Source organism: Caenimonas sedimenti (genome assembly GCF_007833165.1).
Taxonomy (GTDB): Bacteria; Pseudomonadota; Gammaproteobacteria; order Burkholderiales; family Burkholderiaceae_C; genus Ramlibacter; species Ramlibacter sedimenti.
Genome location: NZ_VOBQ01000008.1, coordinates 347,583 through 371,710, shown reverse-complemented (window position 1 = coordinate 371,710; position 24,128 = coordinate 347,583). Strand labels below are relative to the sequence as shown.

25 protein-coding genes are annotated in these 24,128 nt (G+C 64.5%); 20 read left to right on the top strand and 5 right to left on the bottom strand.

Annotation, left to right across the window (positions count from 1 at the left end; genetic code table 11):
• Positions 1-6: 6 nt before the first annotated feature.
• The gene (locus FN976_RS11350) at positions 7-1,185 is read right to left on the bottom strand and encodes a ParA family protein (RefSeq protein ID WP_145893114.1); all 1,179 of its coding nucleotides are present in this window, start codon (positions 1,183-1,185) and stop codon (positions 7-9) included.
• A 571-nt stretch (positions 1,186-1,756) separates the two neighbouring features.
• Between FN976_RS11350 and FN976_RS11345 the strand changes: the two genes are divergently transcribed.
• Positions 1,757-3,106, top strand: a complete 1,350-nt coding sequence (locus tag FN976_RS11345) for a replication initiation protein (RefSeq protein WP_145893113.1) — start codon at positions 1,757-1,759, stop codon at positions 3,104-3,106.
• Here the strand turns inward: FN976_RS11345 and FN976_RS11340 are convergent.
• Positions 3,103-4,050: a PD-(D/E)XK nuclease-like domain-containing protein gene (locus tag FN976_RS11340; RefSeq protein ID WP_145893112.1), complete on the bottom strand. Its 948-nt coding sequence runs from the start codon at positions 4,048-4,050 to the stop codon at positions 3,103-3,105. The two genes, FN976_RS11345 and FN976_RS11340, sit on opposite strands and share 4 nt — an antisense overlap.
• Before the next feature lie 133 nt (positions 4,051-4,183).
• Between FN976_RS11340 and FN976_RS11335 the strand changes: the two genes are divergently transcribed.
• The 13 genes from FN976_RS11335 (at position 4,184) to FN976_RS11275 (ending at position 16,063) form a co-directional block, all read left to right on the top strand.
• Positions 4,184-5,125 carry a hypothetical protein gene (locus tag FN976_RS11335; protein WP_145893111.1) on the top strand — a complete coding sequence of 314 codons (942 nt, stop codon included), beginning with the start codon at positions 4,184-4,186 and terminating at the stop codon, positions 5,123-5,125.
• A 35-nt stretch (positions 5,126-5,160) separates the two neighbouring features.
• Positions 5,161-6,147 (top strand): recombination directionality factor, encoded by a 987-nt coding sequence (locus FN976_RS11330; RefSeq protein WP_145893110.1) that lies wholly within the window; start codon positions 5,161-5,163, stop codon positions 6,145-6,147.
• A 479-nt stretch (positions 6,148-6,626) separates the two neighbouring features.
• Complete coding sequence (locus FN976_RS28835; RefSeq protein ID WP_186510838.1) at positions 6,627-7,022, top strand: hypothetical protein; 396 nt, start codon at positions 6,627-6,629, stop codon at positions 7,020-7,022.
• 43 nt (positions 7,023-7,065) lie between these two features.
• The gene (locus FN976_RS11320) at positions 7,066-7,527 is read left to right on the top strand and encodes a polymer-forming cytoskeletal protein (protein WP_186510837.1); all 462 of its coding nucleotides are present in this window, start codon (positions 7,066-7,068) and stop codon (positions 7,525-7,527) included.
• On the top strand, positions 7,524-8,270 hold the full coding sequence (locus FN976_RS11315) for a hypothetical protein (RefSeq protein WP_145893107.1): 747 nt from the start codon (positions 7,524-7,526) through the stop codon (positions 8,268-8,270). Before FN976_RS11320 ends, FN976_RS11315 begins: the two co-directional genes overlap by 4 nt.
• Positions 8,267-9,523 (top strand): carbon-nitrogen hydrolase family protein, encoded by a 1,257-nt coding sequence (locus tag FN976_RS11310; protein ID WP_145893106.1) that lies wholly within the window; start codon positions 8,267-8,269, stop codon positions 9,521-9,523. Before FN976_RS11315 ends, FN976_RS11310 begins: the two co-directional genes overlap by 4 nt.
• A 131-nt stretch (positions 9,524-9,654) precedes the next feature.
• Positions 9,655-11,409 (top strand): PRTRC system ParB family protein, encoded by a 1,755-nt coding sequence (locus tag FN976_RS11305; RefSeq protein WP_255440325.1) that lies wholly within the window; start codon positions 9,655-9,657, stop codon positions 11,407-11,409.
• 68 nt (positions 11,410-11,477) lie between these two features.
• A complete protein-coding gene (locus FN976_RS11300) occupies positions 11,478-12,050 on the top strand; it encodes a PRTRC system protein E (RefSeq protein ID WP_145893105.1) in 573 nt (190 codons plus the stop codon).
• 11 nt (positions 12,051-12,061) lie between these two features.
• Positions 12,062-12,457 carry a PRTRC system protein C gene (locus FN976_RS11295; protein WP_145893104.1) on the top strand — a complete coding sequence of 132 codons (396 nt, stop codon included), beginning with the start codon at positions 12,062-12,064 and terminating at the stop codon, positions 12,455-12,457.
• Between the two features lie 210 nt (positions 12,458-12,667).
• On the top strand, positions 12,668-13,810 hold the full coding sequence (locus FN976_RS11290) for a PRTRC system protein F (protein WP_145893103.1): 1,143 nt from the start codon (positions 12,668-12,670) through the stop codon (positions 13,808-13,810).
• Positions 13,807-14,571, top strand: a complete 765-nt coding sequence (locus FN976_RS11285; protein WP_186510836.1) for a PRTRC system protein B — start codon at positions 13,807-13,809, stop codon at positions 14,569-14,571. Before FN976_RS11290 ends, FN976_RS11285 begins: the two co-directional genes overlap by 4 nt.
• Positions 14,571-15,191, top strand: a complete 621-nt coding sequence (locus FN976_RS11280; RefSeq protein ID WP_145893101.1) for a PRTRC system protein A — start codon at positions 14,571-14,573, stop codon at positions 15,189-15,191. The genes FN976_RS11285 and FN976_RS11280 overlap by 1 nt, the downstream gene beginning before the upstream one ends.
• Positions 15,188-16,063, top strand: a complete 876-nt coding sequence (locus FN976_RS11275; protein WP_145893100.1) for a PRTRC system ThiF family protein — start codon at positions 15,188-15,190, stop codon at positions 16,061-16,063. Before FN976_RS11280 ends, FN976_RS11275 begins: the two co-directional genes overlap by 4 nt.
• A gap of 126 nt (positions 16,064-16,189) precedes the next feature.
• On the opposite strand, the gene FN976_RS11270 is transcribed toward FN976_RS11275, so the two are convergent.
• The 3 genes from FN976_RS11270 to FN976_RS11260 form a co-directional block, all read right to left on the bottom strand.
• Positions 16,190-16,459, bottom strand: coding sequence for a hypothetical protein (locus tag FN976_RS11270; RefSeq protein WP_145893099.1), 270 nt, complete (start codon positions 16,457-16,459; stop codon positions 16,190-16,192).
• A 66-nt stretch (positions 16,460-16,525) separates the two neighbouring features.
• Entirely contained in the window at positions 16,526-18,310 is a 1,785-nt protein-coding gene (locus FN976_RS11265) for an ATP-dependent helicase (RefSeq protein WP_145893098.1), read from the bottom strand.
• A 50-nt stretch (positions 18,311-18,360) separates the two neighbouring features.
• A complete protein-coding gene (locus FN976_RS11260; RefSeq protein ID WP_145893097.1) occupies positions 18,361-19,281 on the bottom strand; it encodes a hypothetical protein in 921 nt (306 codons plus the stop codon).
• Positions 19,282-19,873: 592 nt separating this feature from the next.
• On the opposite strand from FN976_RS11260, the gene FN976_RS29440 reads away from it, so the two are divergent.
• The 6 genes from FN976_RS29440 (at position 19,874) to FN976_RS11235 (ending at position 24,088) form a co-directional block, all read left to right on the top strand.
• Positions 19,874-20,002 carry a hypothetical protein gene (locus FN976_RS29440; RefSeq protein WP_255440322.1) on the top strand — a complete coding sequence of 43 codons (129 nt, stop codon included), beginning with the start codon at positions 19,874-19,876 and terminating at the stop codon, positions 20,000-20,002.
• Positions 20,003-20,282: 280 nt separating this feature from the next.
• Positions 20,283-20,954: a hypothetical protein gene (locus FN976_RS11255; protein WP_145893096.1), complete on the top strand. Its 672-nt coding sequence runs from the start codon at positions 20,283-20,285 to the stop codon at positions 20,952-20,954.
• On the top strand, positions 20,920-21,933 hold the full coding sequence (locus FN976_RS11250; RefSeq protein WP_145893095.1) for an AAA family ATPase: 1,014 nt from the start codon (positions 20,920-20,922) through the stop codon (positions 21,931-21,933). Before FN976_RS11255 ends, FN976_RS11250 begins: the two co-directional genes overlap by 35 nt.
• Positions 21,930-22,664: a hypothetical protein gene (locus tag FN976_RS11245; protein WP_145893094.1), complete on the top strand. Its 735-nt coding sequence runs from the start codon at positions 21,930-21,932 to the stop codon at positions 22,662-22,664. The genes FN976_RS11250 and FN976_RS11245 overlap by 4 nt, the downstream gene beginning before the upstream one ends.
• Before the next feature lie 39 nt (positions 22,665-22,703).
• Entirely contained in the window at positions 22,704-23,660 is a 957-nt protein-coding gene (locus FN976_RS11240; RefSeq protein WP_145893093.1) for a hypothetical protein, read from the top strand.
• Between the two features lie 2 nt (positions 23,661-23,662).
• The gene (locus FN976_RS11235; RefSeq protein ID WP_145893092.1) at positions 23,663-24,088 is read left to right on the top strand and encodes a single-stranded DNA-binding protein; all 426 of its coding nucleotides are present in this window, start codon (positions 23,663-23,665) and stop codon (positions 24,086-24,088) included.
• Positions 24,089-24,128: the final 40 nt, after the last annotated feature.

Below are 24,128 nucleotides of genomic sequence, written 5' to 3'. Positions count from 1 at the left end.
TCTCTCCTATTCCGGCGTGACTTGCCGCAGCCAAGTCGTGCCGATCTGCTCTTCGATCAGGTCCACCAGCCGGTCGTATGCTTGCGTCGCGCGCTTACGCGATTGGTCGTAGACCGTGCCGAACTGGGCGCTCGCGCTACCCGCGGTGGACGTGTCGGGGATTTCGACCGGCACTACCTTTTCGCCGTACGCGTTCGCGATCCAGCCGCGAACCACCGACGTCGCCGTGTCTTCGGAATTGACCTTCGCGAGCACGACGTCGATGAAGTCAAAGGACTTCGACGCCCCGTGCTTCTGCAAGCCTTGCGTCAACTCCGCAACCAGGCTCCAGAACTGTGAACTCGACAAGAAATCGAGAGCGCTAGGGGGCAGGGGCATCACCAGCCCGTCGGCGGCCATGATCGCGTTGACCGTGATGTACGAAAGGGACGGCGGCGTGTCGATGATGATCACGTCGTAGTGCAGCCGCGCCGCATCGATGCCGTTGTGAAGGACGTTCCAGAACTCGAAGCCCTTGCTAGTCATCTGCCGCGATGGCAGATCGAACTCGGCCGAGAATAGGCCGTTCATCGCCGGCACGAGGTCGATCCCGTCCCAATAGGTCGGCCGGATCGCGTATTCGATCGAATCCGCATCGCCGCGGCAAAGCGGAAGGATGGTTTGATCCTCCTCGATGTCCACGCCCGGGATCAGGCCAAAGAGCGTGGTCGCGCTTCCCTGCGGGTCGGCGTCGATCAACAGCACCTTGTGACCGCGCATGCTCAGCCCCTGCGCAAGGGTGACGGCCGTCGTCGTTTTGGTGACACCGCCTTTGAAATTCGCAGTGACGAGGGTCACGGCCTCCGCACCTTCCGGACGCAACTTCTCCTTGCGCAGTTCCCTGGACCACTGGCGAACATCGGCCAGCGAGAACACGCGGCGGCGCCCACCTGGCGTCAGCTCGCCAGCAGGCAATTCACCCTTCTTCGCCCGGTAGTCGACCTGCTTGGTATCGAGCCCGACGATCGCACCCAGCTGCGCGGTCTGGAATACCGGCGGCGTCTTGGTGGCAGTTGGGGCTAGCATCGCCGCCCGTACTCTGTCGACCACCTTGCTACAGCGCTTGGCGATGTCGGAGAATGTGTCGATGGAAATCGGCTGCCTGCCCTTGAGCCGAAACGCTGCTTCCCCTGCCTTCATGTCCATGCGGATTTTCCTTGGTTGAGCGATTCGGCGATTTTGCGCTATGTCGGTTGTTTTAGCCAATTAGACAAACGCATACTACTGAATCCCCCACTTCCGCAAAACCCGGACGTTTCGGTCTTCAATCCACTTCCAAGACACTGTCCGTTTAACCATTGACAACATTCAAGAGTTTGCGCTACGAAAAACCGTTATAAATCAAACAGATACGATGGAATCTGTCCGGTGAACGCGGTGGAACCGTCCAGCTAATCCGAACGTCTGTCCGTGGATAACCCTGTTGGCGTCCGGCAACACGCCCGAAACGTCCAAACATTGCGGACGGCTGGCCTCAACGATATCCACAGGGCCGGCGCTTCTAGTAAGTGTGGGCCGCTACTGCGACGTGACTCAAAAACGTCCGGACAATGCGGACCCGAAATGGGCGCTGAATGAGCCCGAGCGTCCAAGGTTTGCGGACCCCCAGGAGTCTCAGCGTCCGGACATTGCGGCGCCGCCCGCCCGATATAGCCGGCCAGCGGCACCTAGCACACACCCGTACCGTCCGCAGCGGCTTGGACAGTACACTCCCCCCATGGATAAAGAGCCTGCTCCGCTAGCGTCCGGGAAGCCTTGGACGTTACGGAAGGCCGTCACCACGCTTGCCATCGCGCCACAGACGGAGAGCCTCACGCGTGCGGGCCGCCTTGCCTACAACGTGATGATCTTCAAGGCCCAACGCATGGAAGCCGACGGAGAGGGCGGCTACAGCGCGCCCATGAGCGAGATCGTCAAGGGCTACGAAGCGACCACGCGTGATTCGTCGCGGGTGCGCAGCTACATCGAACAGATGTGCACCACTCTCGTGACTTGGTTTCCCTTGTCTGCCAGCGACGAGGCGCAAGCCTCGATCGCCGGCCTCGAGCCCACTAGCGACGATCCACGCGAAAACAGCCGGATCTTCACGCTGCTCGCAGAGGCGCGCTTCTCGCGTCGCGCGGGAGAACTCTGGGTCACATGGTTCTATCCGCCGACGATCCGAGACATGGTCATCGAACCGTCGCGATGGGCGCAGTTGGATATCAAGGAAATGGCGGCCCTGTCCACCTACGCGAGCATCGCTCTCTACGAGATCTGCGCGCGCTACAAGGACGCACCGGGGGGACTCACGAATAGAGCGCCACCGGAGTTCTGGACCAAGACCTTGCGGCACGATCCAGACACGAAGCCGCGCGAATGGCGCAAGTTCAAAAACGAAACCTTGAAGCCGGCGATCGCAGAAATCTGTCAGCGCACTTCATTGGACGTGCGCCTGGTCGAGTACAAGCAGGGCAGGGCAGTCACCGACGTGCAGTTCGCCGTGAAGCGCAAGCAGGTGCAGCCCGAGGCGAGCCCCGTGGACCTGTCGCTCGTTGAGAATGCTGCAGACTTCGGAATCCGCGAGCGCGAGCTCGATCAACTCGTGCACGCATACGGCGAAAAGGCGGTGCAAGAAGGCATCGAGCTGCTCCGAGGGCGAACCCGCGCGCAGCCAAGCGTCCCCATCAACAATCCGCTGAACTATTTGCGCAAGCTCCTGAGGACTGGCGCTGGACGCTTGCTCGAAGAACCAGCCGAAGCCGCCGATCGAGAATTGGCGCCGGCGCATTCCGCCAAACCAGTGCACGGGCCCGTTGGGGAGGCTGACGCCTATTTGCAACGCGTGCGGCAGCTCAACGAGGAACTCGACGCGCTGACCCCAGCGGAGTTCGAGGTGTACGCTGAGCAGGCTCGCAAGGACCTTGTGGGTACGGCGCTGGACACGCCGGCCACGATGAAGCGCTTCGCCAATCGCCAATACCGTTCACCGGTAATTCTCGAGTTCGTCCGCAACGCCTACGCAACCGCCAGGTACGGCCGCGACTGGAAGGTTGCCACGCTGCCGCTGCAGGTCGTGCAGGGCTAGTGCGCGTGCGTTGAACCCGCGGCCGACGCCAGGGCGGCACGCCAGCTTCCCGTCTTGTGCTGTTGCCAAACGTCGATATCGGCCACTCCCTCAGTGCTCAGGTCCGGCCAGAAGTTGGTCGAAGAACAAGCCTTGAAAGCGCTGGCGCAGTCCTCGAACTTGGCCAAGCCGTTGTTCAGCAGCGTTTCGCCTGCGGTAAGGATGTGCACGGAGTGAGGCGCAGCGCTCTCACCCGCCACGAACACGAAGGGCTTCGCGACAGTCGCCCCTTCGTAAAGACACCGTGCCAAGCTGTACATGTAGGCCTGCAGGTCATAGTCCTTGTCGACCGCGTCGCGCACGAACTGACGCGCGGCCGCGTGCCGCGTCGTCTTCAGGTCGAAGGAAATGTCCGGATGCATCAAGTCAATGCGCACGCGCATCCGCAACCCGGTGGCCGGCTCGGTGAAATAGATCGTCGCCTCGGGAATGCCTTCTTCGATGAAGCGCTGCAGCGGCCGCCCCTTGTAGGGCGTCTCGGCAAGTTTTTGCGCGAGCCTGCGGCCGCTCGCGAAGGTCGGCTCGTCCACGACCAGCCGACCAGGATGGGACGACCAGAACGAAGAACAGGCCTGCGTACGGTCAGCAACCCCGGGATAGACGGCGAGTTCTTCGCTGACCAGGTGCGGTTGCAGAAGTAGCAAGTGGACCAGCGTGCCGAAATCCTTGGCATCGCTTTGCTTGTCGCCCGCGATCAGCGCTTCCTGGAAGTGCGCGGGCGACACCAACAGCGGCTTCATCATGGAGCAGCTGAGGGCATCGCGGTCGCCGTGATACTTGTGCGCCGGCAAGTGCCGATAGAGAAGGGTGTCGCAGGCGACACCCGTTTGAGGGGTCTCGGCCGGCCCTCCGGCGAAGGCATGCGCGGCGCCGAGAGCGGCTGCGAAGGAAAGGGTGCTGTCCATGGCGTGTCCGTGTGATCAACCTATGGAACCACGAATTGACCCCCTGTCAAGGCGCCCGAGGCCGCGCAACGACACAGCAACCGCTCGTTGGGCGGGGTAGACACGCGAAAGTCGCGTGCTACCTTCAAGCGACATGTCCTCCGACACGAACATCAACCCGGCCCCCGCTGCGGCCTCCGGCCAATGGCTCACCGCATTCGACGCGGCGATCGAGCGTGGAGACGACAAGCAGATGTGGCACTTGCTGGGGCAGCACCACGACCAGGAAGCAGCCCACGATTGGCTGACCACCCAGGTCGCACGGCTTTCCTATGCGGTGAGCGACCGCGCTCGGTTCTCGGAGCTGTTCTTGCTGCCGGTGATTTCGGCGCCCGGTTCGTCGCTTCCGGAAGATGCCCTGTGGCGCGAAGCGGACTACTGTGTCGGAGAAGCCCTTGACACCTGGCTCGGGAAGGGAGCCCGCAAGACGGTCTTCAGCGGCGTTCGCCCATACGCCTGGATTGGAGCTTGGCGTCCTGCGGTGCTGCGCTGCCACCTGAACAGCGCGGTGCCGGGGCGTGCGGCCGCGCCGCTATCGTTTCTCACCGAAACGCTTGATCTCCCGGAAGACGCACCTGTACTCGGCTTCGTATGCATGGTGCTGACCGGGCAACTCGGCTGGCCTCAACTGCCGCCGGCGAGCACCGCGCGGGACGATCGGTTCAAGCTCGTCACAGCCGGTGCGCTCCAGCAGCGCAGAGGCGACGCTCCCACCATCCTGACGCCAGACCGCCTGCAATACGCGGTCGCCGACGGGCTCGGTCGCTGGCTGATGTCCCTGCACGAGGCCAAGCCAATCACCGGATGGACCGTTGCCCCCATGGCGGCCAGCCCCGACGTCGTGAAAGTCACGCTGGCGTTCGACGATGACTCTGTGCCCGTCACGCAATTCACGTTGCGCAAGCATCAAATCGGACTGAACGGCGTATCCGACGTGCTGTCGATCCTGACGCACCTCGCACCCATGCTGGATGTGCCGATGGACGTGCCGCAGGGGACGCCGCAACACAAGACCATCGACTTGACTTCGCGTTGATCCATGTTTTCATGAATCAACGTCAAGGAGGGCCAATGAACCTGTCCAACATTCCCGTCACGCCTCACATCGAAGGCTTCATCAAGGTGGGCTACGAGAACGATCCGCTTTTCGGCGGTGGCACGCGCCGCGAATTTGTGGTCACCGCACGCCATCACGAAGTCGTCGAAGGTGACTCCGACCCGAAGCTCGCGCCTCACCCCATCACCGACTCGCTCAAGGAAAAGACAGGCGAGAACGAAGGCAAGATCATGGAGATCCCGATCCGCCTGTTCTTCGGAAAGGCGGCGACGGCACTCACGATCCAGTACCAGGCCTACAGCACGCCCGGCAATGTGCCGGTCTGTGCGGGCAACGGCAAGACGGCTATGCGCACCACGCGTTCAGCCGACAACACCACCACCAAGAGCGAAGTGGCCTGCCCTGGGCCGGGCCTGTGCGACCTCGTGCAGAACGGCCACGCGTCGTGCGTCCGGCAGGTACGGCTTCCCGTCCAGATCAAGGGCCAGCCCAACCCGCTGACGGCCTTCGAGGTCCGCACGTCCTCCATCAACACCTATCGGGCGCTGCGCGCGCAACTCCAGCTCGTGGAGAAGCGCTTCGGCGGGCTGCGTCACGTGCCGCTCAAGCTCGTCCTCTGGCAGGCCAGCAACGAGGCAAGCGGCTTCGCGCCGTTCTCCCTTGCGCAGCTCGCGCTGGACGCAAAGTCCGAGGTCGAGGCGCTGCAAGAGGCGCGCCGCCTGCGCCAGGAGGAAGCCGATGCGGGCCTGTGCGATGACTTCGACTCCGCGTTCGGTATCGAGGGAGAGGACGCCGCGTTCGAAGCGGCGGCCCTGGACTTCCAGGCTGCCCGCGACTTCCTCGGCGGCGGCCCAGCGAGGCGCCTCGGGACCGAATCTCCGGCCACAGCTCTTCGCGCTAAATCGGCGCCGATGACGCGCTTGGGCGCCGGCGCGGCCATTGCCTCTGCCGTCTTGCAGTCCACCGCGGCCGCGCCGGCCGCCGAGCCCGCTGAAACATGACGGCGCGGCACATCAGCGATCAAATCACGAGGCTTGTCGTTGGCGAGCCTCGGATGATCTCGCTGGGGCGCCCGGTGCGGCAGGTGCTCGCCAACGAAGCGGGAAGCAAGGGGCTGGTTTGGTCGCAAGGCAAGTGGAAGGGAAGTACTGACGTTGAACAGCATCTCAGCAAGCTGCAGGGCGCCTGGTGGAAGCTCCGTGCACTGGTCAGGACTAGGCATCCACATGTTTGGGGAGGCGCCGCGGCAGTACTGCTACTGGTCTTGGCGGGCGCCGCCACGTTCATCGAAAGAGGGCAGGGCGCGAACCGCGACCCCGCACCGAGCGCGCCTGCGCTGCCTTTTGCGCCGCCGGCTCCGGGTTCGCACCAGGGCGTGCAAGTTGTAGCAGCTCCATACGAAGCCCGTGGAGAAGCCGCGCGGCCACCGGCGCCGTTGCCGCCTGCGCCTCCCAGCGAAGCGCTAGATCGTCGGCCGCTCATGCCCGCGCCCGAATCGCGCCCCGCACAACAGCCGACCATCGAGCGCAAGACGCCTCCTGTTGTGGCCGACGCAAAGCGACAGGACCAGCCGGTCAAGCCACCGGCCGTGCTTCTTGACGAGCCTCCAGCAGGCCAGGCCGCTGCCGCCAAAGCGCTCTCCCCGTCGAGCGCCGCGGCGCCGAAGGCGGAGGTCAGATCGCCCGCGCCTACCCGTGGACAGGGCCTCATCGCCATCACGCCGGACGGAAAGTTCGCGGTGTTCACCAATCCCAAGTCGCGGATGCCGGAGCAGTTCAAGGTCGGCGACCAGCTGCCCACGGGCGAAAACATCCGTTCAATTGATGTCAAGGACGGCAAGGTCGTCTCGTCCACGAAGGAGTACCAGCTTGACTGAGGAAACGTGCCCGCAGTGGCAAGTCGCTTTCGACCCCGTCGCCATGAACGTGGTCAACCGCATCGCTGCCGGGACGATCCAGGTAGGCTCTATCCGCTGCAGCGGAGGTCTCGTGGTCGAAGGCCGAATCGAAGGCTCAGTCGAGGTCGTCGGGGGCCCGTTGTGGCTTCTGGCTTCCGGCGAGATCCAGGGAAAGGTCACCGTCGAGGGCGATGCCTATCTGATGGGCACCATCCACTCCGCACCCGATGGCACACTCAGCGAGGTGTACGCGCGGGGTGTCGCCTACCTGTGCGAAACGCTGCAAGCGAAGGCAAATGTCACGGCCCAAGCCCTCCAGACCTTTCATGGGATGCTCGTGTACGGCAAGCTGCGCACCTTCAAACAAATGCAGGACGAGGCGGCGCAAGCCAGCAATGCGGCTTGTGCAAAGCCAAGTGCCGCGCCGGTCCCCGACGCTGCGCGCGCATCGGCACCGCACCAGCGCGTCCCCGAGTTGGCATGACGTTCGTGGAATTCACCGGCAGTCAAGTCGTGCGTGTCCTGTCGCACAGGGGCACGCACGCGCCCTCAGCCCGCGAGATCTCCTCGCGTATCGAGGCCCTCGATGCCGAGGAACGAGCCTCGGCATCAGACAAGTTTCGACGCATTGCCCTAGGCGTAGAAAGCCCAGGCGAGCTGGAGGACTTCATCAAACAGTTCGCCAGCCCGAGGGACGCACATGCGGACAGCGGGCCGCGGCCGCTGCGATCACAACTGCCATCCCAGGCTGCTGGCTCGGAGTTGCGTGACTCTGGCTTTCATGCCTATGGTTCGGCCGCCGCGGTCAAGATCGAACTGGACTTGCTGCGAACAGAGGCCGATGCGCCTGCTCGCTACACGGTGCGGATCGAGGGTGCGAAAAAGCGTGGAGAGCGATTCGACTGGGCGGGCAAGGTGATGTTTCAACTCACCAAGCGAGAGCTTCCCGTCGTTGGCGCTTTTCTCCTCGGGCACGGCAACAGCAAGGTCGAATTCAGCAATCACGGGCCCAACGCCAACAAGTCGCTCAGTGCCGAACGGCAGGTCGGCAAGATCTTCTTGAAACTCCAGGAAGGGCGTAGCTCGCCGGTGGCAATCCCGCTGGAACCGCCGGAGGTGCATGCCTGGGGCGAGCTCGTGCTCACAGCACTGGCCCTGAATCAGCCTCACGTGCCGGTTGCCGCGCAGCTGGACCTGCTCCGCGCCATCGGGAGGCTGTCGCCATGAGCGGGGCGCCGCTTCGGACCCGCGCGATCGAGTGGCTGGCGATGCTGGCAGGCGGCGCCGTTGTCGGGACCGTGGCGTGGGGGGAAGGCCGCGTGCCGATCGTTGCAGCGCTGCTGCCGTTGGCCCTGTCGCTCTGCGCGCGGCGCTCGCTCGCAGTGGCGCTTGCGTTTGGCTACACGCTCGGCGTCATGCGGCATACCGGGAGCTTCATCGGTACCTGGTTCGGGGATAGCCTGGTCATCGGATTTGGGGCCGTCCTCATATATGCGGCGCTGGCCAGCACAACCTGGTCGCTCTGTTGGACACGCTCTCAAGCGCCCAGCCGCAAAGGGCTCGCACTGCTGGCCGGGTGGGCAGTCACGCTCGCGCCGCCGGCGGCACTCATCCTGCCAGGACATCCCGTCATCGTCGCTGGCTTCATTGCGCCAGGCGCAGGCTGGTGGGGTGTGGCGGCCAGCGCATTGGTGCCTGCGGCGCTCGCCGTAGGAGCGATGCACTTTGGACTGACCCACCGAACGCGCGTTACTGCGGTCCTGATCGCGGTGGTCGCCTTGGCGGGGGTTGGTCTTACCGTGGCGCCGCGTGCGCCGCTGGCAGTTGGCATCCAGGGCCAGATGACGGAGTGGGGTGCACCGCAATCGGACATGGACGGCGTCCTCGCCAGGATCCAAGCCATGGGGCAAGCGCCCGCCCAGCAGTCCATCGACACCGTGGTCTGGCCGGAGAGCGTGATCGGCAGATATGAACCCGTGCTCTTTCCTGTCCTGGAGATTGAATTGCTCCAGCCCGCGCGCCGGGCCGGGCAAGTTCAGCTGGTAGGCATGGACATCCCTGTACCAGGCCGCGGGCTGCTGAACGCGGCGATCGCGTTCTACCCGGATGGCAACAGCACAACGGCAGTCGCGCGCCAACCGGCGCCAGTTTCCCTTTGGCGACCGTGGGAACGCGAGGCGACGTTCATCGCTGATTGGTCGGCCCGCAATGTACTCCCTCTCGGACCGGACCGCAGGGCGGCCGTCATCTTCTGCTACGAGGAGTACATGCCGGTGCTGTATCTGCTCAACGAACTGCGTGATCACCCAACGCACTATGTTGCCCTGGCCAACACCTGGGCGGCGCGGCGATCGGAGCAAGCCGCAATCCAACGGCTTCACTCCATGGGCATGGCCAGCCTGTTTGGCAGGCCTTACGTCCGGGCCGAGAACCGCCCGGCGCCCGCAGGCGCGTCGTGGTCGCCATCGGTTGCGCCCTAAAGCCCAGGCCCCCAGAATCGCGCTGCTACCCTCTTTTTGAGGTGCTCGTGCCGTTGTGCACGACTCAACCACCCTGTCGGGATTCCTGATCCCGACCGGGCTCATGGAATCCCATTTTTTTTGGAGATTCCATGATGGAAGTGATGGAGCGCCCGCCGGAACATGCTGTTCTGGATGACGCCGAGGAAGTCCTGGTCTCGTGCTCCGAGATCGACGCGGACTTCAACTACCGCCGTCGCATGAACGCGGAGAAGATGACCAGCCTTCGGGCTGACATCAAGGCCCGCGGTCTGATGTACCCGGTGTTCCTGCGTCGCAAGCCCGACGGTCGCCACCAGCTCCTGGTCGGCAACCGCCGCTTCAAGGCGTTCACAGCCGAATTCGGCATCGACGCCAAGATCCGGTCGAAGATCTTCGTTCTCACCGACGAGCAGGCACTCGCGATGATGATGGCGGAGAACGGCGAACGGGAGGACCCCTCCGCGATCGAGGAAGCCGAAGGCGCGGCCCGCATGCTGGGCCACTGCAATGGCGACCGCCACGAAGCCGCCGCCCGCCTCGGGTGGGACCGGCCGAAACTGAATCGGCGCCTGGCGCTGATGAACGCGATCCAGGCGGTGCGTGACGCGTACCTGGATTCGAAGATCGACCTCGGCCACGTCGAGATCCTGGCGGCGCTGCGCAAGGAAGTGCAGGAGCGCGTCATCACGGTGATGCTCGCCCAGGAAAAGATGGCGACCGTCGAGCAGCTCAAGCAGATGGCCGCCCAGTCGCTGCAGAACCTCGACTCCGCGATTTTCGACAAGGCGGAGTGCACGAACTGCCAGTTCAACACGGCCGAGCAGCAAGCGCTTTTCACCGAGAGCTTCGAGGGCCGTCGATGCACGAACAAGGAGTGCTTCGGCAAGAAGACCGAGGGCGAACTCGAAAAGCGCCGCTTGGCGCTGGTCGACACCTACCAGGTCGTGCGCATCGTGCGGCCCGGCGACAACGCGACGGTGGTGCCGCTGCGCGCCGATGGCAAGCGCCCGGTCGGCCCCGAGCAAGCGGCGGCATGCCGCTCCTGCGGGGACTTCGGCGCATTCGTGTCGGCACTGCCCGATGCATTTGGCACCGAGTTCAAGGACATGTGCTTCAACGTCACGTGCAACGACGCAAAGGTCGAGGCGCATCGCGCAGCCCAGAAGGCGGCCGAGCAGCCGCCGGACCAAGGTGCCGCCGGCGCGAGCCAGGCGCATGCCGGAGGTGCACAGACCGAGCCTGACGACGACGAAGCGCAGAACAACCCCAAGCCCACGCGGTCGACGCCGACGCGCAGCGCCTCTGCCAACTCGATCCGCGGCGCGATCAAGGAGTACCGCGAACAGGTCTGGCGGGTGGTCTTCGAACGGATGGCCGTGAAGCTGCCCGTCGAGAAGAACCGCGCCCTGCTGATCGCGGTCATCGCGCACCGGGCGACCTCCCTGGACGGCTCCAAGGCCATGGGCCAGGTGAACAAGGCGCTCGGAACCGACGTCCCCTTGGTGGGCACGAAGACCGAGAAGCTGATGCGCGCGCTCCTGAAGTTCGACAAGGAGCAGCTGGGGAAGGCCTTCCAGGTGCTGCCCGCGCACGTGCGTTCGGACATGCCGATCGAAGACATCGTGGGCCTCCTCAAGGGTCTCGACGTGCAGATCGAGCAGTTCTGGAAGCTGAACGAGACGTTCCTCGACGTCCTCACCAAGAGCGAGATCGACGCGGTCTGCCAAGAGATTGGCTTGGCCAAGGCGGCCGGGAAAACCTACGGCAGCCTGCGGAACGGCAGCAAGAAGGAATATGTCGCCGCCATGCTCAAGGTCGAAGGCTTCAACTACACGGGCGCCGTGCCCAAGATGATTCGCTGGTAAGCCAGCGCCACCAGCGAACTCGGCCCGGGCTTCTCGAAGCCCGGGCTACTCAAAACGAAAGAGTCCACATGAAACTCGTTCAGACGCTCGAACCTCTGCTCAAGCAGGGTGTCGTGCTCACCCTTCGATTCCGCGCGGCCGACGACAAGGTCCGGGTCGAAATCCTCCCCGAGGGGAAGGAAAACAAGGCAGGCATCCAGCTGCTGCCCAAGTCGGCGTGCGACACGGCGGCCGAGCTGGATGCAGGTTTGGAAGGCTACTTCGACAAGTACGTCGCGAGCCAGTGCCGCACGGTGTCCCTCGCGGACTCCACGGACGCTGAACTCGCGGCAGCCGAGAAGGATGCGCAAGACAAGGCGCGCAAGGCGCTCGATGACAAGCGAGCCGCCAAGAGCCCCGCGAAGGCGGGCAAGTCCTCTGGCAAGCCCAAACGCGACATCACGGCCGGCGTGTCCGGAAGTGACGACGACAACGACAACGAAGACGACGAGGACGATGATCACGGCTCCACCGGCAACGAGGGAGACGAAGACGCCGGCACGACGCTCAAACCGAGCGGCGCCGCACCTGGTCCCGCTCCGGCACAAGCCGGGGGCGGGGAGGGCGCCCCCAGCGACGGGCTCAGCTCGGCGCTGTTCTGAAGGAGACTGGCATGCAAGTGATCGATCTCCAACGGAAGTTCGTCTACAACAGCGCCGACCTGGCGGACCCGGACCCCAGCATGACGCCGGACGAGGTTCGCCTCTTCTACGCCATGCGGCAAGGCTACGCCGAGCTGCTCAACGCGGTTGTGGAGGGGCCTGTCACCAACAAGGGCGTTGCGAAGTACTCCTTCGTGCGCGCAGCTGGCGCCAAGGGCGCGACGCCGGCGATGCCGGCTGCGCAGCTGATCCGGCATGCGCTGAGCAAGCAGGCAGACCGTGACCCTGCGACTGCCGCCCTACCGATGGAAGACGACGAACTCGCTCGGCGAGTCGCCGCGACCATCAACGCCAAGGCCAGCCAACCACTCCCGATCCCCTCCGTGGCGTTCGGACAGTGGGGCTAAGCTAGGCACATCGATCTGAGAAGCCCCGACCACACAGGTCGGGGCTTTTCCTTTTGGTGGTCGCCATCGTTTGACAGCGCGGGGAACCCCGTTGAAGATCACAGCGTCTTCGCATCAGCGAATTCGCGCGACCTTTCGTGCCGCGCACTTCCATCAACCCTTCGGGACCTGCTCCCGAATGGGTCGCAGGTTCCTCCATCGGAGAACCTGATGTCAACCAACTACGCGCAGACCCAGCATCGTTCTGCGCTGCCGGGGTGCTTCTGTCTCCCGGCCCTCGACGAAGCGATCCCTACCGAGCTCACCAACGAGCGCGGCCGACGCCGAAGCCTGGCGCGCTTTGCACAGGCCTCGGAAAAGATCGGGGTGCCGCTACCCAGTGGCACGTTTACCAGCATCGAGCAAATGCTCGAGGCCCAGTGGTCCGGCTACGCGACCAGCGTTTTCGCGCACCTGTCAGAGGAACTGGCTCCCGCCAAGCCCTATGTGACCGTTCGCGATGACCGCCTGGAAGTGGCAATAGGCGCATGCAGCGGCCTCTCGGTGTACCGGCTCAAACCCGTCATCGAAGCGCTGGAAGCGGCCGAGCCTGGCATCGGGTGGTTCGTCCACTCAGTCCTCGACAAGTGCCGCGTCCACGGGCACGAGATCTACGACCTCGCATTGGCGGGCTACGTGTTCTACGGGCATATCGACATGCACGAGTTCACGGACGAAGCCTACGCGCGCGCGTTGCTCTGGGAAGAGGGCGTCGAGCCGCCGGAAGACGGTCCGCTGCCGCCCGATCAAATCGAAGAAATGCGCGGGAACTATGGCATGTGGCCCTCGGACACCATCGCAGACGCAGGCGGCTTCAAGCACCTGTACGGCTATGTCGCTGTCGAGACTGGCCCCAAGTCGGCGCGTGGCGAAACGGATCGCCGTCCCAAAGTCGCATCCGACACGAAGGTCCGCCAGTGGCTCCGCGCCAACGGCGGCCACCAGCTGCAACCCGCGGTCGACGTCGCACTGCGTCTGAAGACTGCGCTGGCCATGGACAAGGACCGAGCTTTCGTCTGGCATAGCCCGAGAGACCCGTATCAGGGCGAGGACTGGGACCCCATGGGGGCACTTGCGCTGCTGACTTGGGACGACCCTGGCCTGCTGATCGAAGCCGTGGAACACCACGAGCAGAACCTGATGAACGGCGGTCAAGCAATTGAAGCCTTCGCGCGCACTTCGCTCCCGTTATCGGCGGCGACGCGCCTGACCAAGCTGGTGGACCTCGCGTCCGATACCAAGCAATACCTGCAACGGTGGAGCCTCCTGGCCGAACTGCTGTCCCATTTACCTCTCTGGGAGGGACGTTCGTGAACGTCAGCGTGATCAACGAAGGCGACGGCTACGCGCTCAGCGCAGCGTTGCTCATCTACACCAATACCCATCGACAGCACGCGTTTGCAACCAAGCACGACGTGAGTGCGATCGATGGCCGGCCGGTCATCCGGCCCGGAACGCCGTTTGCGGAAGCGGACTACAAGGTCCTCGTCCAGGCGCTCGCCCCGCGCGAGCAGCCGCAGATGCGCTGGCGCGACCCGCGCGTGTTGGCGCAGGGCCTGGGCAGAACGCTATGGTGGACGCCGCCGTGCAAGCGCGCGATGTTCTTCAAGAAGAGCGAACAGAACCCCAAGACCTTCGAGGCCTTCGGGACCTGTTCGACACCTGGGCTGGTCTTCTTCTGCACCGGCGCAGACCTCCGCGTCTTCGCCGTCAAAGGCAGGGGACGGCCAGACGGGTCGACGCGACTGTATCAGGCGCCCTTCTTCAACGTCTGGTCCTCCGGCCAGATCTGCGTCGGTAGCGCACTGCGCCCTACCGAGGACAAGCGCGACGACCTCGATGCCTGGGAACGCATGTTCTTCGGCTCCCGGTTCACCCACCCGAACTTCTCGGAGCGCGACCGCCTCACCGTGGGCATCGACCCTTGCGAGTTCTGGCAGGCGCACTTGCGCAGCGAAGAGCAGGCATTTCCGGAATCCGTGCTTTTCGATATCAACCTGTGCGTCGGCGACCTCGTGGAGCTCGACGCGATCGACAAACTTCGCGCCCGCCCGCAGGCGCAGGGAGAGTTCTGATGTCAAGACTGGACGAAGCAATCCTCAAGACATTTCCGCTGCTGGCCGCGCCGGGCGAGGGCAACCCGCCCGAGGCGCAGGCCTACGGCACCCGCTTCCTCGCCGCCAACGACGGCGTCTGGCGGGAGATCAACTTGCCGTGGATCCGCATCCGGCACCAGCTTGCACCGAGCCTTCTTCCGATGCCCTACGGGTCCGTCGGCGGGGCACTCGAACTGCGATGCGGTCCGCTCCCGGTGGAAATGGTCCAGGCCTTCAATCGGGAAGCCCGTGCCGCGGCGCCGCTGGAGATCGCCGGGGCGTTCCTCTGGAACCGTGAGAGCGGCCAGTGGCGGTACGGCCGGCGCGTCGCGCTCCAACAGACCCACTCGTACATCCAGTACGAGGAAGACGCCCTCGGCGAGGACGAGAGCCTGGTGGTGGACGTGCACAGCCACGGTCACCACCGCGCCTTCTTCTCCCGGGAGGATGACGCGGATGACCACGGCAGCATGAAGTTCAGTTTGGTCGTGGGCAACTTCGACCAGGATGCTCCGACATCCCGCATGCGGCTCTGCATGGCCGGACTGGTGATGCCAGCTCGGATCACGGAAGAAGGCGAACTGGAGGTGTGCGAATGAGTGTCCTCACTCACCGCCTGCCGCCGGTGCTGCTCGACCGACGCGTCAACGTGCTGCTTGTCGGCGCTGGCGGGACTGGAAGCCGCATGCTGGATCGCCTGCAATGCCTGCACCAGGCCCTGATCGCCAAGAGACATCCGGGCGGCCTCATGGTCACCGTGGTGGATGCCGACACGGTCTCCCCCGCAAACATTGGACGCCAGTCGTTCTATGCCAGTGACGTCGGAGCCTACAAGGCGGACGTCTTGGTCAACAGGGCGAACATGGCGCTAGGAAACGTCGCGTGGCAAAGCCGCATCGCGAAGATCGACACCCGCAGCAACCTGCAGGACTTCGACCTGGTGATTGGGGCCGTGGACAACCGCTCAGCGCGACTGGGCATTCTGCGCAGCCTCGAAAACACGTTGGGCGGTTTGCGCTACTGGCTGGACTGCGGCAACCGCGCCCGTGACGGCCAGGTTGTGCTGGGGCAGGTGAGCTCGCGAAAGCGAGAGACCGACCCGGTCGACCGCCTCCCGCACGCGGGCGAGCTGTTCCCTGCGCTGATCGACCCGACCGCCGAGGATGACGACGACACGCCGTCGTGCTCGCTGGCCGAGGCGCTGGACAAGCAGTCGCTGTTCATCAACCCGGTGGTGGCCGACTTCGCCGGCGTCATCCTGTGGGACCTGTTCACGCAGGGTCACATCAAGGCGCATGGGGCTTTCATCAACCTGCGCCCCATGGCTGTGGCGCAGATCGACGTCGATCCGGCCGTCTGGGCGCGCTTCGGCGTTGTACGCGACGGTGTGCGGCGCAAGGTCGAAAGGCCGGCCGTCGCCCAGAAGCGCAGGGTGCAACGGCATCCGCGCCGCCGCAAACAGGTCGCATAAGACCGCAAGACGGGACCCCGCGAAAGCGAGGGTCCCGTTTTGTCTTTGTGGGGGGAGATGAAGCGCAGTCCCGATGCTGAATCCGAAGCGAAGGGTACGAACGTAACCTTGCGCCCTTCGCCTTCGCTACGAGAGCGTAGCCTGGAGCCACACCTGGACCGGGTTACCGGGCCAGAAGCTATTCATGATGCCCAGCACGCTCGTGGCGCAGAACACCAGTGTCTGCCGGATCAGCCCGGCGTAGCGCAAACGCAGCGCGAAAGCCAACCAAAAGCCGTTGGCACACAAGAAGAGCACCCACCCCCAGCGGGAGGCGGGAATGGTCAACGCAAGAAGCAGCGCGCCTGCGATCGAGATGTCTGCGCCGAGCTGTTCGAGCCGTTGGGAAGAGATCACAGTAGGAACTCAGTGTTCTAAGGTTGTCGAGAATGCCCGGCCAGTGAATCGCCGATGCCGACGCCACTACGCGGATGCGCGTACTAGTTGGACCAGTTCGTCTCGCGTTCGCTTGTAGACCAGCTGCGCCTCGGCCACGCTGGGGTGCGGCCGTCCGCTCACCCAAACGAGGCAGCAATTCTTAGCGCGTGTCATCGCCACGTACATGAGCCGCCTTTCAGCCTCCGGGCGAACGACAGCGGAGCCGTCGTCGGTGTCGTTCGCGTCCACGATGTGCACGGTCTCAAACTCCAGGCCCTTGGCGCCGTGCATGGTCATGAGTACGAGGCGGGCTTGCGAGTGGTCTCGTTCCTTGCGCGTCACGAGGTTGATTCGGCCGGAGAGCGGCCCTTTGAGGTCGGACAGGATCCGGCTGCAGAGGTCCAGCAAGTTCTTCGCGTGCTCACCGCGGGACCAGCGCGCGTAGAGCTCGCCGACTTCGAGGATCACCTCCCGCACGGATCCCGCGGCGCCGCCGGCAGCGCCGCGCAACTGGCCACGCCAGTAGGCGAAGGCTTTGGCCAAGTCTCCCAGCGTTTCCGCATCGGCGCGATCCATCGAGTTCAAGGTCGGCACCTCGCCATCCAGGAACGAGCCCACGTTTCCGCGCAGGGAATGCAGCAGATCGGAGCGCACCTGATCACTCACGTTGCGCAGCTGCAGCACCGGGAGTAGGCCTGGCGGGGAGCCCGTGAGCAGTGTTTGCAGCAGCCCCACATAGCCCGCGATCACCGGTTGCTCCCAGATCGACCGGCCGACGCGCGCATACGGGACGCCATTGCCCCTCAGCATGATCTCGACCAAGTCCAGCGAGCGGTTCGTGCGAGCCAGGATCGCCGCGTTGGAATGCTTGTCGGGGGCGGCTTGGATGATTTCGGCCAGGGCCTCGGCTTGGTTCTGCGGGCTGGCAGTGCGAAACGCGGCCACTGTGCCGCCGCGGCCCCGCTCAGCGACGAGGGTCTTGCCAAGGCGCCGTTGGTTGCACTGGATCAGGTTGGCCGCCGGCGTCAGGATCTCGGAGCGGCACCGGTAGTTCTCCCCCAGTTCGATGCGATGGGCATTGAACGTCTCGAGGAAAGAGCGCATCCCCTCATAGCCCAGCGCGTTGCGCCACTCGTACACGCTCTGATCGTCGTCGCCGACGATGGTCACGCGCACGCCCACGCGCGCGTGCGCGAAGATCCACAGGCGCTGCAAGTCGTCGGTGTCCTGACCCTCATCGACGAACATGTCCGTGAAGGGCAGGGGCGGCAGGGTTCCCTCGTGCGCGCCGATTGCGCAGTCGCGCATGACCGTGTACAGGTCCGTCTGGCCCGTGGCCCGAAGCAAGTCCCGATAGCGAGCGACCACGCGTTGCGTGATGGGAGCGACGTCGACGCTGTCGGGAGCCACTGCGTACATGACGCGTTCGAACTCCTTCTGCACGTCGCCCCAGGCGTCCCGGTCGACGTCCGCCGACATCGCGGCGTCGCGGTAGATCATGTCCTGCTGTTGCGGCGACAAGACCTTCAAGCGCATGCCGTTGCGCTTCAGGTGCCGGATCGCGATGCTGTGAAACGTCGCGACCACCAGGCGTGATTCATCTGGCTGGCGAACCTCGGCGCGGGTGAGCGCTGCCACCAGGCGCTTGCGCATCTCCTCGGCCGCGTCCTTCGTGAACGTGACCATCACCAACGATCGCGCGGGGTTCTTGAGGGTGCGCGCCGCCTTGGCGACCGTCGTCGTGGTCTTGCCTGAGCCTGGGCCGGCGACGATGAGAAGGTGCCCGTCGTGGGCTACGGCTTCTCGCTGGCGGGGGGAGAGGGAGGCCATGAGGAGAGAGCCGCCCTCGCGGGCGGCCCATCACCATTGAGGCAAAGGTATCAGCTCGTCGCAGTGGCCGCCGGCGTCTCGGTCGAGCCAGGTCCTGCGCCTTCCGCTGCCTTCGGACGTGCCCGCTTCTTTGGCGCGCTGGCCGCCGCGGCCGCCGTGGAGGCGGCGGCTGAATCGTCGATCACCTGGCCCGGGTCGGCACCGTTCAGGCTCATGGCCGGATCCGCGTCCTCGTCGGCCTGGATGACCTTGTCGAACTCGGCGATGTCCTGCCCCTGCTTGCTCACCAGCTCGCGGCGCGCCTCGTCGACTTCGCCGCCGCCCGAATGCTGCTCGCGCACCACGCGGTCCGCCTCGCGATACAGCTTGGCCACTTCCATCTGCACGATCGAGCGGAACGCCCGGATGGCCTTCTTGCAGGTGAACTCGGCGTTGGTGCGCTGGGTGGAATCGATGACGCCGAGCAGGTTGGCGGTGCCGCAGATCGTGTAGACCTCGTCCAGCATCTGGAGGATCTCGAGGTACGTGCGCGCGTGGGTGGCGATCACGGGCACGTCGGCCACGAACTCGCTGGGCCACAAGGTGAGTTCGACGTCCTGCATCCCGCGCCCTTGGATGAGGTTCTTGATGCGGTTGATCGTGTTCTGCATCAGCGTCTTGATGTTGCTGAGCTTTTGTGAGGTCAGGTCACCGAACTTGCCCACCAGCTCGGTGTTGAAGCCGCGCCATCCGCGATACTGGTATTCGAGAACCAGCTGCTCGGAGAGGTAGCTGAAGTCCTTCCGATAGAACCGGATCGCCGTGGGGGACCGAAGAACTTCGCCCTCCAACACGATGTACGGCATGGTGAACCTCTTGGCGAATTCCGCGCCGAAGGTCTTGATCAGGGCTTGTTGCCGACGTTCGTGCGCGCGTTGGCGGGCGGCGTCAACAACCTTGGTGCCAGCCTCGGCCAGCGCAGGTTCGCTCATAGAAGTGCTCCAAATGAAAAGTTGCCTTCTGACTCTATGAATGAGGGAGTCACGAACCGGCCCGCCCTACAGGCGCTTGGTGGTGCGTTGAACGGGAAAATCAGCGTGACAAGCGCTTTCGCGACCCACGCAGCCTCGGGCTCGCGGGCTTTTGGTGCTGGCGTGGTCGGCTTCTGTTGACGGCCGAAGCGAATGCCGTCGAGAATGGCGTCGCCTTCCGGATTCCGGGTGGCGGTGCACCTGGGACACCTAAACCTTCCGAGGGAAAGCGGTCTCCTGCGACGGCGGGCGGCAACCCGAAAGGGGCAACAAGTATGAATAGGCTGCGTTGTGCAGCCCGTGGCGGGCGCCTAGCGCCCCGACCATGTCCCGAGGCGGGCAAGACCTGACGGCTCCAGCAGCTGGTGTCGTGAGGTCTTTCTCGACGTAGTCGGAAAAGACTGCGAGCAATCGCAGTTGCGTGTCATGTGCACGCCACCAACTGGTGTTCCGCGCGCAAGCGCTGCTCACCGCATCAAACCACCCTCAAGGGCGATCACAGCCCATGAGGGGCGGTGGTTCGCTTTTGGGTTTCCTTTTTCCAGGAGACATCATGAAAGCTGCTGCCGTTCTCGTCGTTCTCGCTGCTGTGTGCACGGCCTATTTCGGTTCCGGCGCCGCCTCCCAAGGCGCCGGCACGATCCAGTCCCGCACCGCTGCCCTCGAGGCGGCATCGAAGTAACGAAACTGGTTCTGGGGGCTTCGGCCCCCAGTTCCTCACTTCCTCTTGCTTCTTCACTCCCCGACGTGAGCATTGCCAAGCGGCCTGTGCAGGCCCTTTGGCAATCTTCGATGTCACATCGAGATAGCCGGCTTCGCGCTGGCATTCAACCGCGGCTTAGCTCCGCGAAACGTCAACCCGGTCCGGGGGTGCATGCCCCCGAGAGGGGTCGTGCCATCCGGGCCTCTGCTGGAGGCACGAGAGATGAAAAGCATCATGGCCAGGCACAGGGAGCAATCCCATGCTCGCCGGCGTCGCTGAACACGGCGCCCCACACCAGCTGCACTTGTCCCTGTTCTCGCCGCACGAGATTCGTGCGTACGAGCAAGAGGAACGCCACAAAGCCCTGCGCAAGGAACAGCGACAACCGAAGCCGCCTCGGCGGTTCTGGTTGCGAAGCGACAGCGCCACGCGCGGTCTCTTCGATGCGCTCGATCCGGCCGTGCTGGACCACCCTCTGGGTGGGCCGGAGGCAGGCAACGATCTGAATTGCGACGTCGACCCCCTTCGCGAGGAGGAGGCCGACACCGACGCGAACCACAGCGCCGAAGAGGCGACGGTGGAATGGTCGGACGCCGCGATCGATCAGCTGCACGAGGCGAAGCTTCACTACTCGCTTCGTGCACTGCAGGCCCGTGGCAACGGTGCAGAAAAGCGCGAGATCCTGGAATGGATCTTCGCACCCCAAGCGATGGTCGTAGTCGTCACCGACGACGAGGACGGCCGCCAACACGAGGTACTTCTGCCTCAACCCCTCACCCCATTTTCCTTCGAGCGCTGCTGCCGCATCTGCGGCCTATCGCCCGAGCGACTGATGGATGGCCTTATGCCCATCCTCAGGGAAGTGGGCCTTGGAAATGTCTTTAGCGAGATTGCCAATGGACGCAACAACCAAAACGCAGACGACGCCTGAGCAAAAGCGCAGGTTCGTCAACTACAAGATCCGCGACACCTTCAACCTGCCGGAGGCGGCCGAAGCCGCAGTCATCCCTGGCTTTGCGGAAGGGCTCCCCGGTGTGCCGCAGATCGATCCGCTGTACGTGTTCGAGATGGACCGGCTGCGCCAGTTCACCATGTTCTGGGTGGGCGGTTTCCGCGCGCTCATGATCGAAGGTGACCCTTCGGCGGGCAAGACATCCTTCATCGCGCAGATTCATGCGCGGCTGAACGTGCCGCTGCACAAGGTGCCGTGCACGCCGAAGACCGACAGCTACCAACTGGTCGGCCAGATGCTGCCGACCGAGGACGGGCGCCTGCACTGGGTCGATGGCCCTGTGGTCAGGGCGTGCCGCGATGGCACGTCGGTGATGCTGGACGAGTACAACGTGCTCGACCCCGGCGAGGCAACCGGCCTGAACATGCTCCTGGAAGGGTACTCGTGGACCATCCCGGAAACGGGTGAAGTCATCACACCCGCACCGAGCACGCGGTTCTTCGTCACGCAGAACGCGGTTGACAGCCTGATCCACGTTGCCGGTCGCAACGAGCAGGACACCGCCAACGACGACCGGTTCTCCTACATGCAGGTGGACTTCTTGTCTGCCGACCTGGAGAAGGACCTGATCGTGCGCCACCTGGTCGCCGGCGGCGTCGAAGCCGACAAGGCCAAGCCGATCGCGCACATCTGTGTCGAGGTGGCCACCGAGGTTCGCAAGGCATTCCGCGAGGGCGCCGATCCGAACATCGACAAGCCGATCTCCACGCGAGCCGCGCTTCGCTGGGCGAAGTACACCGTCATGTACAACCCGATCTTGCGCAGCAAGGGCCGCAGCGGCCTGCACTTCGCGATCCAGCAGGCGTTGCGCATGCGTGCGCCGATGGCTGGCGCCGTGAACCAGCAGATCACCCTGAAGGCGGGCTATGACGAGAACCTCGTCACGGCGACGACGTGAGCAACGTGTACAACGTCTACGCTCACGCCCGCGGACAGTGGGGCTTCACCGACACCTGCGACGACGGCCGCGTTCAGACCGCGTTCATCGACGCGCGCGACGCCCGGGTCACCCTGGCGGCCGTGGCTCCGATCAAGGTTGCCCCGCTGCTGCAGCGCAAGCTGCGCGAGGGTTACCAGAAGGTGGCGCAGCCGAAATACCTGCACCTGAAACCCGATCCGCAGGGCGGCGGGCAAACAGGCATGTTCGTTGTGCAACACCCGGACCTGGGGCTCGACTTCCAGGGCGCGCGGATCTACTTCGTGGCGGTGCCCAAGGGCATGCAGATGCACGACGTAGTCCACGCCTGGGCGCAGAAGCTGGAGGCCTGCGAAAGCGAGCCCACTGGCATCGAGAGCTGGCTGCATCACTGCAGCGGCTGCACGACCTACGTGCCAGCTTTCAGCGACGACGTGCACGCAGCATTGCTGCTCGCCCAATGGGCGCGGCAGAACAACCTGGTGCTGGTGGCGCAACGCCCCAACGTGCCGGATTCCACACCGGAGAAGCAACCGTACGCCTGGCGTGAATACCTCGCGCACTGGTTCACGGTGAACGACATCGATCGCGCACTCGACAGCCTCGGCTGGTCCCTGCGCGATGCGATCACTTGCGGCCCGGCCGCGACCGAACCAACAGGGCCTGTCAGCGAAGGCGAGTGGAGAGCACTCGCGCAGCAGGCTGCCTTCTGAAAGAGGAAAAACAACATGAAAGAACTGGGATACGGGCTCATGCAGCTCGTCTTCGGTGCTGTGAAGCTGATGTGGGCCGGCCTGATGGTGGTGGGCAAGTTCTGCGCCTGGATCATCACTCCGCTCGTCCGTGTGGCGCTGCAATCGCTCTCCGAGCGCGTGCAGCGGCGCCGGGTACGGCGAGAAGCGGCGGTCGCCACCGTTCGAGTCGCGGTACCGGAGCTGCCGGAAGTACTCGTGCAGAGCGAGGCGCCCGAGACCATCATCCGCGCCGACACCTGGGAAATCGCCGACCGCATCGCGTCAATCGGACTAGACCCGCCGGTGGGGAGTATTCACCTGCGGGTCTACGTTGCGGCGCGAGTCGTGAAGCGTGACCTGATCATCAGCGAACCTTGCCTGAAAGCCCTCATGAAGGGCCGCAGGCATACGCTTCCTGACGCACCTTACGACCCGGTGGCCGGACTCGACGGAGTCAAGGACGAGACCATCGAGCTGGCCGAGCGCCTCATCAACGAATTGGGCAACCGCGCCGTCAAGGCGCGCAAACCGCCCAAGGACGAAGCAACTCGCGCCAGGCTCCCCGGCCCTGCGCCGACAGTGCAGCAGAACCAGAAGGCTCCGGAGCCGCTGGCACCCGCGCTGCCGCCCATCCAGGCTCCGCAACAGGCACCCCAGGCGCCGACCGCGCAGCGCGTGGTCGCGCCCAGGGTGACGACGGGATTCACCTACGTTGGCAAGCTGGTGAGAGCCAGCCCCCAGAAGGTCGAACCCAAAGGCAAGGCGCCCTACGAGATCTTCGAGGCGCGTCTGCAGCTGGACAACGGAGCCGAGCTCGCCTTGCGCGGCGCGGAACTGGAGCGCGAGCTGCTCTCGAACGGATGCCAGGTCGGCGACAAGGTGGCCATCACCCCCATGGGCAAGGTGCCGGTCTCGCTGGCTAACGGCGGCGAAGGCGAAAAGAACCTTTACCGCGTGAAGGCCATGGGCCGGTAGCGATGATCACGCTCACCGCGAGCGGGAGACTCGCCCACCACCCTGAGTTGCGGATGGGCAAGCATACGAACTACTGTGAGTTTCGCTTGCTCAGCACGCGCTACTCGCGCGGCCAGGAGTTCACCGAAGCAGTGACGTTCTTCTGCTTCGGTGACGAGGCCGAGCGTTTCTGCCAGTCCGTGGAAAAGGGACAGTGGGTCGAGGCGACCGGCGCGCAGGAGACGCACCACTGGACCGATGGGAACGGTGTGGCCAAGACCAGCGTGAAGTACCAGCTCACTTGGTGGCAACCAGGCGCGAGACCGGCAAGGTCCCGCGCGGGGGATGCCCACCAGGAGCCCGCGGCGCGCGGCACGACCCGGCAAGCCGGGACGCGCGGCGCGTCGCAAACGGAAGGCGAGGACGGACACCAGTCCGGCTTCGTCTAGTCAACAACCAGCCTCGGGGCACCGACCCTCGAGGTCGCCC